Source organism: Ruegeria sp. YKSF131 (assembly GCF_059612645.1).
Genome location: NZ_JBXWQZ010000092.1, coordinates 1 through 11,145 on the forward strand (window position 1 = coordinate 1; position 11,145 = coordinate 11,145).

At 56.9% G+C, this 11,145-nt stretch carries 10 protein-coding genes; 8 read left to right on the forward strand and 2 right to left on the reverse strand.

The window, feature by feature from the left end; translation table 11 throughout:
• Positions 1 to 220: 220 nt before the first annotated feature.
• Entirely contained in the window at positions 221 to 1,126 is a 906-nt protein-coding gene (locus AC2FLZ_RS20740; RefSeq protein WP_496882707.1) for a LysR family transcriptional regulator, read from the reverse strand.
• 137 nt (positions 1,127 to 1,263) lie between these two features.
• Here AC2FLZ_RS20740 and AC2FLZ_RS20745 point away from each other — a divergent pair, with 137 nt between their 5' ends.
• From AC2FLZ_RS20745 to AC2FLZ_RS20770, 6 genes are all read left to right on the forward strand, one after another.
• On the forward strand, positions 1,264 to 2,355 hold the full coding sequence (locus AC2FLZ_RS20745) for a Bug family tripartite tricarboxylate transporter substrate binding protein (RefSeq protein WP_496882708.1): 1,092 nt from the start codon (positions 1,264 to 1,266) through the stop codon (positions 2,353 to 2,355).
• A 153-nt stretch (positions 2,356 to 2,508) separates the two neighbouring features.
• Positions 2,509 to 4,482: a tripartite tricarboxylate transporter permease gene (locus tag AC2FLZ_RS20750; protein ID WP_496717061.1), complete on the forward strand. Its 1,974-nt coding sequence runs from the start codon at positions 2,509 to 2,511 to the stop codon at positions 4,480 to 4,482.
• A gap of 9 nt (positions 4,483 to 4,491) precedes the next feature.
• The gene (locus tag AC2FLZ_RS20755; RefSeq protein WP_496717062.1) at positions 4,492 to 5,907 is read left to right on the forward strand and encodes an MmgE/PrpD family protein; all 1,416 of its coding nucleotides are present in this window, start codon (positions 4,492 to 4,494) and stop codon (positions 5,905 to 5,907) included.
• A gap of 50 nt (positions 5,908 to 5,957) precedes the next feature.
• Positions 5,958 to 7,289 (forward strand): MmgE/PrpD family protein, encoded by a 1,332-nt coding sequence (locus tag AC2FLZ_RS20760; protein WP_496882709.1) that lies wholly within the window; start codon positions 5,958 to 5,960, stop codon positions 7,287 to 7,289.
• A 5-nt stretch (positions 7,290 to 7,294) separates the two neighbouring features.
• The gene (locus tag AC2FLZ_RS20765) at positions 7,295 to 8,149 is read left to right on the forward strand and encodes a universal stress protein (protein ID WP_496717065.1); all 855 of its coding nucleotides are present in this window, start codon (positions 7,295 to 7,297) and stop codon (positions 8,147 to 8,149) included.
• A 20-nt stretch (positions 8,150 to 8,169) separates the two neighbouring features.
• The gene (locus tag AC2FLZ_RS20770; RefSeq protein WP_496717066.1) at positions 8,170 to 8,904 is read left to right on the forward strand and encodes a sulfite exporter TauE/SafE family protein; all 735 of its coding nucleotides are present in this window, start codon (positions 8,170 to 8,172) and stop codon (positions 8,902 to 8,904) included.
• 12 nt (positions 8,905 to 8,916) lie between these two features.
• Here AC2FLZ_RS20770 and AC2FLZ_RS20775 read toward each other — a convergent pair whose 3' ends face one another.
• Positions 8,917 to 9,222: an IS3 family transposase gene (locus AC2FLZ_RS20775; protein ID WP_496717068.1), complete on the reverse strand. Its 306-nt coding sequence runs from the start codon at positions 9,220 to 9,222 to the stop codon at positions 8,917 to 8,919.
• A 415-nt stretch (positions 9,223 to 9,637) separates the two neighbouring features.
• Between AC2FLZ_RS20775 and AC2FLZ_RS20780 the strand changes: the two genes are divergently transcribed.
• Together AC2FLZ_RS20780 and AC2FLZ_RS20785 are read left to right on the forward strand one after the other, a co-directional pair.
• Positions 9,638 to 9,934: a hypothetical protein gene (locus tag AC2FLZ_RS20780; RefSeq protein ID WP_170615118.1), complete on the forward strand. Its 297-nt coding sequence runs from the start codon at positions 9,638 to 9,640 to the stop codon at positions 9,932 to 9,934.
• 559 nt (positions 9,935 to 10,493) lie between these two features.
• Positions 10,494 to 10,754 (forward strand): hypothetical protein, encoded by a 261-nt coding sequence (locus tag AC2FLZ_RS20785; RefSeq protein ID WP_496882710.1) that lies wholly within the window; start codon positions 10,494 to 10,496, stop codon positions 10,752 to 10,754.
• Positions 10,755 to 11,145: the final 391 nt, after the last annotated feature.

The following is an 11,145-nucleotide window of genomic DNA, read 5'->3' on the forward strand; positions in this document are numbered from 1 at the left end:
ATCTGCGGTTCGCGACTGCGGCCTGAATAGCGTGGAGAGGCTTCCAGCTGTTTTGTGCAGACGCAACAGAACTCGGGGCAGGCACAAGGAGCGGTCCTTCAACCATGCGATATTCGTCTGAATTTCTTGGATGACGGTTCCGAGCCGAGGCTAAAGCCATCGTCCACATGCACCAGAATCCAGAGATGCACCGACAATCGTGCGGACCATTGAAATCGGGCTAGCCATCAGCGCCTCGCATGACCGAGGCGGCCACTTCGCGAAGTTTCTCGGCTGCCGGGGATAGGGCACGGCCCTTGTAAGTCACAATGCCAAGTTTGCGGCTGATTGTTGGTTCAGAAATTGGGATGATCGCAATGTCGAGGTCGCGCCCTGAGAGCCGGATGAGGGAGGGAGTTGCCGCTATTCCAATCCCCCGTGCGACGAGGCTAAGTTGCGAATGGAAATGCCCGACCTGTATGTCGTTCGAAAGCACATCGTAGAGAGTGCCTAGGTGGCGTTGTAGGAGTTTGCGTGTACCGCTCTCCGGCCTAAGCAGGATGAAGTGCTGGTTCTTTACCTCCTCCCAGGTGGTCGATGTCGCCGACGCCAGTGGGTGGTTCTTGTGACAAGCGATGACAAAGCGGTCGTCAATCAATTGCTCGAAGTCTAGCTCAGGATGTGGTTCACCCAACGTGCCGAAGGCCAATTCAGACTGCCCGCTTAGGACCCGTTCAAGTGCTTGTGGGCTCGAGTCCTCGTGTACCCTGACACGGATATTTGGGTGGGTCGTTTTGAACCTATCGATGATTTCCGGCAGTAACGTGTCTGATAAAGTCATATTGCAGGAAAGCGTGACGATGCCTTTGCGCACCTTCACAAGCTCAGACATGTCGTTAAGCGAGCGGTTGTAGTCTTCAATAATTCGCTTCGCCTTTGGCAGGAATTCCCTTCCAAGGGTGGAAACTGCGACCGAACGGGTGGTCCGATCAAGCAGAGGTGCACCGATCGAGTCTTCAAGTTTCTTGATCCGTTTGGATAACGCAGATTGAGTAACAAGAAGTTCATCGGCAGCCAAAGCGAAACTTCCAAGCCTCGCAACGGTGACGAACGAGATGATTTCGCCAAGAGAAGTGTATCGGATCATTTATAAATTCCCATGGCTCACTAATACCTGAGTTTTTTGAATTTGTGTAAACTATCGCTCGGTGTCAACCTCCTCGTACAGTGGATCTTGAACGGCTATCCGAATGAAAAGCCGCTTCGACTAAGGGAGGACCATCCATGCTGAATGGATTGAAGAAACTGCTTGTGGGCGCCGCTGCAGCTCTTGCGCTGTCATCGCCCAACACTGCTTTGGCCAATGACTTCACGCTTGAAGGTCAGACTGTGACCTGGATTGTCGGCTTCAGTGAAGGCGGCGGCACCGACCGTCTTACGCGTCTCTTGCAATCCAAATTGGGAGAGCACCTGCCCGGCAAACCCAACGTAATCGTTCTGAACAAGCCCGGAGGCGGTTCGGTGATTGCGTCCAACGATTTTCATGAAAACGCTCCGAATGATGGCACGATGCTGATCATGGCTTCGACTTCGTCGCTGCTACCTGTAATTCTCGGTTCGGACGTTGCCAGGTACAACCCAAATGAATGGGTTGCGGTAACGGGATTTGCTCGTGGTGCCACCATGTACGCAATCAGCGATGACCTGGGGCTTGGCCATGAAGACATGATGGCAGATTATGAAGCTCTGAAGTCTGCCAACATCCGGTTCGGCACAGAGACGCCGCTATCGGCGGAGCTTTTGGACTTTGTGTCGATGGAGATGCTGGGTGTGGACGCGCGTTACATATTCGGCTTGGCCTCGAAGGACGCGGAAGCCGCGTTTCAGCGTGGCGAGATGAACGTGAACACCGACAACGTAAGGTCCTACCTCAAGGACTACGGCGACGATCCCAAGGTTAACCCGGTCTGGAGCTACGGTGTCATAGACGAGAATGGTAAGCTGCAGCGCGACCCGGATCTGCCGGATACCCCGACTTTTCCTGAGTTCTACGAAGCAGTGATGGGCGAAGCACCTAGCGGCACCGCCTACGAGATGCAGAAGGCGCTGATGAACGCCAAGGTAATGCTGTCGAAGGCGGTCATGCTGCCGCCGGGCACGCCTGACAATATCCGTCAGGTCTATATCGACGCGATGAAAAAGGTGACGTCTGATCCGGAAATCATCGCCGCGCTCCCGCGCGAGATCGGTTCCATGCCCTTGAACTTTGGCGACGAAACTCAACGGGCCATGGCCACCGGTACGGCAATTGATCCGGAAGTCCGCGAATGGGCTGCAGGTTTCCTGAAAGAGCGCTTCGATACCTCCCTGAACTAGACTTGTAGTTCAAACCTAGTTGAGCGGGGCCAAATCGGCGCCGCCCTGCTTTGCCCGGCGGCGATTCCGGTAGCAAGTGGATACACTCACGCAGGGTCCGCTAAGTCCGCAGGCCGGCGACGCCAAAACAAATACCAAACGGGGAGGAGTGATATGTACGACGCGGCGATCGTAGCGCTAGCTCAACTAACCACACTTCAGACCTTTTTGGCCCTGGTGGCCGGAGTTGTCGTCGGACTCGTGGTTGGCATCCTGCCGGGACTTGGCGGGACGGCTGGCCTCGCCCTTCTTCTTCCAATCGTCTTCGGTATGGAGCCAAGTTCTGCGCTAGCCATGATGATTGGCCTTCTCGCAGTAACGACGACCTCCGACACATTCCCTTCAGTGCTCATGGGCATCCCCGGAACATCGGGGTCGCAGGCCACGGTGCTCGATGGGTTCCCGATGGCGAAAAAAGGCGAAGGAACACGTGCCCTGTCCATCGCGTTTGTTTCGTCTCTTTTTGGCGGCATCTTCGGCGCCTTTGTGCTGTCCTTCGCAGTTGTATTTGCGACGCCCATCATCCTTCAGATCGGGTTTGGCGAGCAGTTGATGCTGGTGATCCTTGCGCTTTCCATGGTCGGCATCCTTACGGGAGCGAACATCTGGAAAGGGCTGGCGGCGTGCAGCCTCGGCCTTCTTCTAGGCGCTCTGGGCTCGGCTCCGCTCTCCGGAGTTCAGCGCGCCGCGTTTGGCACGGAATACCTGCTCGATCCGTTGCCGCTCGTTATTATTGGTCTTGCGATGTTTGCGACGCCCGAGATCGTGGATCTTCTGCGCCGGCAGTCGACAATTTCCGAAACCGGCCGACTGGAGCGCACGGGCTGGGCGCAGGGGTTCCGAGACTGGGCGAAGAACTGGTGGCTTTCGTTGCGTTGCTCGATGATCGGTTCGCTGATCGGCGCATTGCCAGGACTGGGCGGCAGCGTTGTGGACTGGATCGCCTATGGTCACGCCGTCCAGACCACCAAAAATCGTGAAAGCTACGGAACGGGCGACCCGCGCGGCGTCGTGGCGCCTGAATCGGCCAACAACGCAAAGGAAGGTGGAGCATTGGTCCCGACGCTTCTTCTCGGGATCCCCGGCTCGGGAAGTATGGCGATCCTGCTTGGCGGACTGATATTGATCGGCATCGAGCCAGGCAAGGACATGATCGATAACAATATGGACAAGGTCTATCTGATGATCTGGTCCATCGCGGTGGCCAATATTGTGGGCGCGGGCATCTGTTTCTTTCTGGCTCCGCAGATCGCACGTATCACAACGATCAAATACACCCTGATCGCTCCGTTCATGATTGGCCTTATCTTTTTTGCCGCCTTTCAGGCGACCAGGAACTGGGGCGATCTGATTGCGCTACTGCTGCTTTCGGTTCTGGGCATCTATATGAAGCGCTTCGGATGGTCGCGGCCGGCGCTCCTGATCGGCTTCGTACTGTCAACCCGGGTCGAAGCGTCGGTTTATCAGACGGTCACGCTGTATGGGATCACGTTCGTCGAACGCCCGATCGTTCAGGTGCTCATCGCGCTAACGGTGCTGTCCATAGCCTTGGCGGTTTTCTTCAAGCAGAGGAGTTCGGAACCCGTTACCGTCGACGGCCCGCACAGCCATCTTCGACTGATGCCGCAGTGGATTTTCGCTGCCGGTGTCATCGCGCTCGCGATTTATGTCTTCCAGGACGCATTGAAATTCAACTCGCTTACCGGGATGTATCCATTGGTCGCCTCGGTCAGCACGCTGGTGTTCCTGGCGCCCGTAGTGCTGATGATGGCTTTCAAGCGCGCACCGTCCGATTTCTTCTACGATGCCGAACTGAAATCCGTACCTGAAGGGGGGCGCTCGGCAGAGTTCTACATCGGAATGCTGGTCGTGATGCTTCTTTTCTCGGGGCTTGTCGGCTTCGTACTGGGGATTGCGACCTTCATCGCGCTGTTTCTTTATCGCGCGGCGCATGTCCGGTGGTGGAAGGCAATCCTTGGCGGGGTCGGGTTCATTCTCTTCCTCGGGATCATCTCCGATCAACTCACGCTGCGCTACCCAACCGGCCTTCTGCAAGATTACCTCTCTCTCCCTTGGCCTCTGCAATAGGATCTACTCATGGCTCTTGACCAAACCGCCAAGAACGGCGTCACCCACGAACTGGTGAAATTCGCCCTCAACACCAACTATGCAGACCTGCCGGGCGAAGCCATCGAGATCGCGAAACGCTGCATCGTGGATGGCACTGCTTGCATGTTGGCTGGCTCGAAGGAACCGGCACCCGGCATCCTCCGCAAACTCGCCCGCCAAGTCGGTGGCGCCGAAGAGGCGCGTACACTTGGCAAAGACAGCATGCGCGTGCCGCTTCACGTCGCGGCCCAAATCAACGGAATGTCGGGCCATGCGCTGGATTTCGACGACACGGCGTTGTCCGAGGAAAAAGATCGGTCCGTCCTCATCCATCCGACCGTTCAGCCGCTTTCGGCTTGCTTTGCGGTCGGCGAGCATCTGAACGTCTCGGCGGAAGAATTTCTCACGGCTTTCATTCTGGGCTTCGAGGTGCAGGTGAAGATAGCCGAGGCGATCAATGCCGACCACTTCACGGGTGGGCGCGGATTTCACACCAGCGGCACAATCGGCATCTTCGGGGCGACGATCGCCGCGGGCAAGTTGATGGGGCTCGACTACAAGCAGATGTGCAATGCCATGGGTATGGCCTCGACAATGTCAGCCGGTGTAGGGGCCAATCACGGCACCATGTCGAAGCCGCTGAATATGTCGCGCGCCGCTGAAAACGGGGTGACGGCCGCCCGTTTTGCCTCGCTCGGGATGGATGGGCCGGCCAATGCACTTGAAGCTGGGCGCGGCTTCTTCGAGGCCTTTGGCGGCGGGTATGATCCTACCAAGATCATCGGACGCATGGGCGATCCTTGGGCGATCATCTATCCCGGCACGTCAATCAAGCCCTACCCAAGCGGCGTGGTGGGCCATCCCGGCATGGATACGATGAAGAAACTCGTCGAGAAGCACGACATCAAGCCGGAGGACGTTGAGAAAATCGAGGTGCGCACGGGCGCAAACGTGATTACCCCCGGGCCGCTGCGGATCCTTCACGCGAACAACGAGCTGGAAGCGAAATTCTGCGTCGCGTTCCAGATGGCCGCCATTGTGCTACGCCGTAAGGCGGGTCTCGCTGAGTTTTCTGATGCCTTCGTGCAGTCACCCGAGTGCCAGGAAATGCAGACAAAGGTGACTGCGGAACTCGACCCCGAGATCGTAGAGATGGGAAAGGGCGTCATCGTCGCCCGCATCACGCTCACAACAAAAGATGGCCGCACCTATTTCGAGCAGTCCGATCCGCATTATCGGGGTGGGCCGAAAAATCCGCTGACCTATGAAGAGGTTTCGGACAAATTCAGAGACGCCGCGGCGGGTGTTCTGAGCGAGGAAAAGATGGAAGCGTTTCTCAGGCTGGCCCGTGACTTCGAGACGCTGCCCAGCCTTGGTGAAATCATGGATACGGTCTCTGCCTGATGCCGAGGAACGATCCTGACATGCGGGCCCCTGCGGGCACGACGCAGAAGGTGGCGAACTATATCACGTCCGTCGCCGGTCAGGATCTGCCGGCCGAGGTAGCAACGAAGACCAAGTGCCACCTGCTCGACTCGCTGGCCGCCGTCATCTCCGGCGCGCACCTGAAAGCCGGACGGCTGGCGACAGGATTCATCGCGACCCAGGGCGGTACGCCCGAAGCAACGGTCTGGGGCACCGATATCCGAACAACGGCAATTAATGCCGCATTGGCCAACGGCATTTCGGGTCACGCCGACGAAACCGACGACAGCCATCTCGAAGGCCGATTTCATCCCGGTTGTGCGGTTGTTCCGGCAGCCCTTGCCGTGGGTGAGGCACGGGCCGCATCGGGCAAGGCGGTTCTGAACGCGGTGGCCGCGGGCTATGATATCGGTGCGCGATTTTCGATGGCTCTGGGGGTTTCGGGGCCCCGGACGGCAACCCACAGCACCCACAGCCTAGGGGCTCTTTTCGGGGCATCGGCGGCTGCCTCGTCACTAATGGGATTTGATAAGCAAAAGGCGGCCTCTGCGCTATCCTACACGGTCCAGCAGGCCAGCGGCATCCCTTATTGGGAACGCGATAGCGAGCATGTCGAGAAAGCCTTCGACTTCGGCGGCATGGGCGCACGCAACGGTGTGGCTGCAGCGGTGATGGTCGAGGCCGGGCTGACAGGGGTTCAGGACCCGCTGGAAGGCAAGCTGAACTACCTTTCGGCCTTCGCCGAAAACCCTGACGCGGATGTCCTGACCGTTGGCCTCGGCACGCGTTTCGAGATCATGGAAGCGTCGATCAAAAAATGGTGCGTCGGCTCGCCGATTCAGGCGGCCCTCGACGCGGCCATGGCGCTTCTGGATCAAGGGCTCGACGTCGCCGACATAGAAAAGATCGATCTCATCATGCCCGACGACCGCCTGACGATCGTCGACAACCGCGACATGCCGGATGTTTGCCTACAGCACATGGTCGCCGTCACGCTGATCGACGGCGGCGCGAGTTTTGAGACCAGCCACGACAAGGCAAGAATGGGCGATCCGGCCATTCTGGCCTTGCGCGAAAAGATGACGGCCATTCCGTCGCCTGAGCTCACGATAGCGCGGCCCGCCCGGCAGGCGATCCTCGAGGTCGGCACCAAGGGTGGCGCCACGTTCCGCCATCATACCAAGGTCGTCTACGGCACACCGGGCAACCCGATGTCACCAGAGGATGTGCAGGCGAAAGCGCTTGAACTGATGTCGCCAATCCTTGGAGACAAAGCATCGAACGCTCTCGCCGATGCCGTTTGGAACTTTGAGACGGTCGAAGACATCAACACGCTGGCGGCTATCGCGAAAGGGGAGTAGCGCTCATGGATCCCAAAGTCATTCTGATGCCGGTCTATTCGCGCGGCAACGAGATCGAGCGCTTGCGCGGCGCCCTGTCGCTTGCCCGGCATTTCAACGCCCACCTCAAGGTCATTTTCGCCCAATCGAAACCAAGCGACCTGCTTGGGACCGAGCTTTTTGCTCTGTCGGCCACCGTGCGCGAGCAGGTCATTTCGATCATGGATGGCGATGCAAACCAGAATCGCGGCGATTTGCGAAACCACTTCGAACAGCTTTGCGCCGAGAACGACGTTGCCGTTTCGGTTAAGCCTGAAGACGGGCTGCCAACGGCATCCTGGTGCGAAATCAACGGCGCACGAAGCGAGCTTGTGGCGGTTCATGGCCGGGTCAGCGATCTGATCGTGATCCCGCATTCGAAATCTGGCGAAGCGACCGCGACATTCGAAGAAGCGATCCTTCACACTGGGCGGCCTGTTTTTCTCGTGCCGCGCGGTATGTGGCAGATCAGTATCACCAAGGCGCTGATCGGCTGGGACGGCGGGCTGGAAAGCACAAACTCGGTCCAGAAGGCGCTCCCCTTCCTCAAGCGCGCCTCGGGCGTGATTATTGGGGCCGGATCAGACACACCGACTGATCGACCGACGGCGCAGGATGCAGCCGATTACCTCGCCTATCATGGTGTGTCGGCTGAAATCCGGTTTCTTGACGACAAGGCCGCGTCTGCTGGTGCTGCGCTTCTCGATCTGGCCGCCGACCAAGGTTGCGATCTGCTCGTGACAGGCGCCTATGCGCATACTCGTTTGCGCCACCGGCTTTTGGGCGGGGTCACAAGCCACATGCTCAAGCACGCAGAGATCCCGGTGCTGATGGCGCACTGACGCCAAGAGGGCCAGAGGACATGTTCTTTGAGTACGCCATGATTGCGGCGGCGGCCTTTGCCGGAGCCCTCGTCAGCGGTTTGGGCGGCTTTGGCGGTTCGTTCATCATTGTCATTGTGCTGACCCCCGTGGTCGGGCCAAAAGCGGTCATCCCTCTCATAGCGGTCTATGCGATCTGCGCGAATCTTTCTCGCATTTACTTTTACTGGCGCACGATTGTCTGGAAGCCTGCGATCCAGTTCACGGTCGCGTCTTTACCCGGCATTTATCTTGGCGCGAGCTTCCTGCGCGAGATACCGGATACCTACTTTCTTGGCTTTCTCGGCGCGGTTCTGATCCTGATTCTGCCTGTGCGCCGCTATCTAAAGCGCACCTCGTTTGAGCCGGGAATCAAGACGATTGCCGGTCTAGGGCTGGCCTTCGGGTTTATGAGCGGAACGGCCGCCGGATCGGGCATGTTGGTCATCGCGTTCTTTAATAGCATCGGTCTTAGCGGACCGCTCTTGCTGGGAACTGACGCCGTAATCGGCCTCGCCAACGCCCTGTCGAGGTCAGGCACGTTCTACGGCATGGGTCTCTTGGACCAACGGCTGATCCTGCTTGGTCTCTTTATGGGGCTGGTCACGTTTCCCGGAACATGGGTCGCAAGCAGATTGGTCCGCCTGATGGGAACGCGCGTGCATGACTACTTGATTGAAGCTTTGATCGCTGTGTCCGGAATAGTGTTCATCTACAATGCCTTTCGGGACCTCTGACCCTAAGGTTCTTCACGGGTCAACGTAGTTCTCGCGCGTCTTAGTTCGCCCCTCAGCCAAGCGCTGTGGCTGTTGCAGCCCTTTCTCGCTCCAGAGGCGTTCCAGCTTCTTGTGGTTAACCCGCCAGCCTTCGATCGGCAGCAATGCAAGAACCTTGCGATAGGCATAGCTGCCATAGCTCTCGACGAGGCGGATCCCACACTGCTGTCGGTCGTTCGACCTGCAATGCTGCACGGCGAACGAGCGGCTGCTTCGGTGAAGGTGCGTTGCAGTGACAAGGCTTTCTGAGAACGGCCTTGATAGGTGTGCTCCTTCCATGGGCAATGTCCGCACATCGCGCATTGCGCTAGTTCATTCATAACGCAGCATGCGACGCTCTGGGCTCGACCCGGTCATCCGAGTCTTTCGGTCAGAAATTGGATGCTTGAACGACCGCTTCTTCTTTCGTCCGGCTTTCTCTTTTGCACCCGCAGCAGCCTCCAGTCGCGCCTTCAGAGACGCGAGCCACAGTCGCGAACTGCAGATACCAGTCGTTCAAGCCGGAAAGCTGTACGTCGGCAAGGTCCGCAGAGCAGACGATCAGTCAAATTTGCCGAGCGTCCGCTTTGAGAAAGCGGACTTTGACTTTTGGACAAAAAATGCGCGCGCAAGGCGAGATCATAAGGACAAGGATTGATCTGATCGCCAAGCACTCACGTAACATTATTACTCAAGTATAAAGGGAGTGAGTAACATGACTAAGTTTTTTGTCGGTGCAACTGTCTCGATGCTGCTGACTGCGCCTGTTGCATTCGCTGGGCCAGGCCAGGGAAATACTGGAAACGGAAATAGTGATCTCGCGCAGTCGATGGCAGCAGCAGTGTCGGGTGGTGGTGCAACATTGGGCCGGGACCTTGGCGGTAAAGGCAGAGGTACAGCCTCCGTTGTAAGCGGTGGTGGAACCGGCGGCTGGGGCAATGAAGGCAGCGCTAGTGCCGTTGGTCTTGCTGACGGCCAAGTCTCCAATCGTGGTGGCGATCGCGGTCGGTAATAGGATTTGGGACCTGCGCGATTTATATCCCGGGTCATACAAAGCTGTTGTGATAGTCTCCGCGATCGCTGGCAGACTATCACTCAACCGAATTTAATCTCTGATTAGAAGTGCCCATTTCCTGATACAGCCCAGCACTTCCACCGCTGGGTATGACGTTGATAGGACCAAATGTACTTAAAGACCGGTTCCAACTGATTTTGCTTCCATTTGAGGAACAAAAAAAATTGATTGTTTACGGAACGTGGGCCTTTTTGTTTTCACGGGTAAAATTAGGAAATTCAACTTCCGATGACCCCCTCGGTAGCGCAGGTTTTTTTCTGGCCCAGGGAACCTACGTATTTGTTTACTACCGCACACAGCCGTGTTGCCTCGTGCCCTCTAGAACTGGCAGCGCGGGTTTTTTTGGTCCAGTGGAGCAATGTGTACGTATTTTAATTACTACCAACCACGGACGACCGGCGTTTCGCCTTATCGTTTTGCCAAATGGCGGAGCGCTTACTAAGTTTATTTCTTCGGGTCTGTGGGTTTGGTTTCAGTTAGATCTGGGAGAAAAACCATGGATAGTAGTTTCAACATAAAATCGGTATGGGCTTCGGTAATGGATGAAACCAAAAACCCACTTAAGAACCAATCTTTGTCTACTGCACATTTTTTGATGCAAATGTTGGCTTGGATGTGGAGTGCGATTTTCTCGCTCATAGTTGGAAGCTACTTCGTTTTCGGCGTTACCGCAGCGGCTCACATGTTGCTCATTGGTGGGCTGTTTGTGACGTTGATAGTATTCCGAAAGGCTGAAGCGACAGACTTAGACGACTAGAAGGTTCGTGGCTCCTATAGTTGACCGGGTGGACCTACGAGTTCCGTTCCCCCAGGCGATGGATGCGCAGGCGCTTCCACAACATACGCACCCAACCACTCAGGCACTGTCGCGCTCTGATCCTGCAAACTGGGCTTGGAACAACATTCCTGCTGCTGTTTCAGCTTACAGTTCAGGTCCAAAAGCGGACCTTCCAGTCACATTGTACAATACTATGCAAACCAGTTTCGAACAGAAAGCAAACCCTCACAAGGCCTTCGGGCGCCGCAGTGCAGCTAATGGCAACTTCGTCCTGTGTGGATGGCGTCTGCTTTGCAAGGACAAAATGCTCTGATTGCGCGGCTGGTCAGTACAGTCCTGTGTCCGGCCTTTGATTGCGGCATTTGCTTGA

What these genes read in the sequence shown, in the direction of transcription:
- AC2FLZ_RS20745 (WP_496882708.1), top strand. Translation starts at nt 1,264, where the DNA reads ATGCTGAATGGATTGAAGAAACTGCTTGTGGGCGCCGCTGCAGCTCTT.
- AC2FLZ_RS20785 (WP_496882710.1), top strand. Translation starts at nt 10,494, where the DNA reads ATGGATAGTAGTTTCAACATAAAATCGGTATGGGCTTCGGTAATGGAT.
- AC2FLZ_RS20740 (WP_496882707.1), bottom strand. Translation starts at nt 1,126, where the DNA reads ATGATCCGATACACTTCTCTTGGCGAAATCATCTCGTTCGTCACCGTT.
- AC2FLZ_RS20780 (WP_170615118.1), top strand. Translation starts at nt 9,638, where the DNA reads ATGACTAAGTTTTTTGTCGGTGCAACTGTCTCGATGCTGCTGACTGCG.
- AC2FLZ_RS20750 (WP_496717061.1), top strand. Translation starts at nt 2,509, where the DNA reads ATGTACGACGCGGCGATCGTAGCGCTAGCTCAACTAACCACACTTCAG.
- AC2FLZ_RS20755 (WP_496717062.1), top strand. Translation starts at nt 4,492, where the DNA reads ATGGCTCTTGACCAAACCGCCAAGAACGGCGTCACCCACGAACTGGTG.
- AC2FLZ_RS20775 (WP_496717068.1), bottom strand. Translation starts at nt 9,222, where the DNA reads ATGGAAGGAGCACACCTATCAAGGCCGTTCTCAGAAAGCCTTGTCACT.
- AC2FLZ_RS20770 (WP_496717066.1), top strand. Translation starts at nt 8,170, where the DNA reads ATGTTCTTTGAGTACGCCATGATTGCGGCGGCGGCCTTTGCCGGAGCC.
- AC2FLZ_RS20765 (WP_496717065.1), top strand. Translation starts at nt 7,295, where the DNA reads ATGGATCCCAAAGTCATTCTGATGCCGGTCTATTCGCGCGGCAACGAG.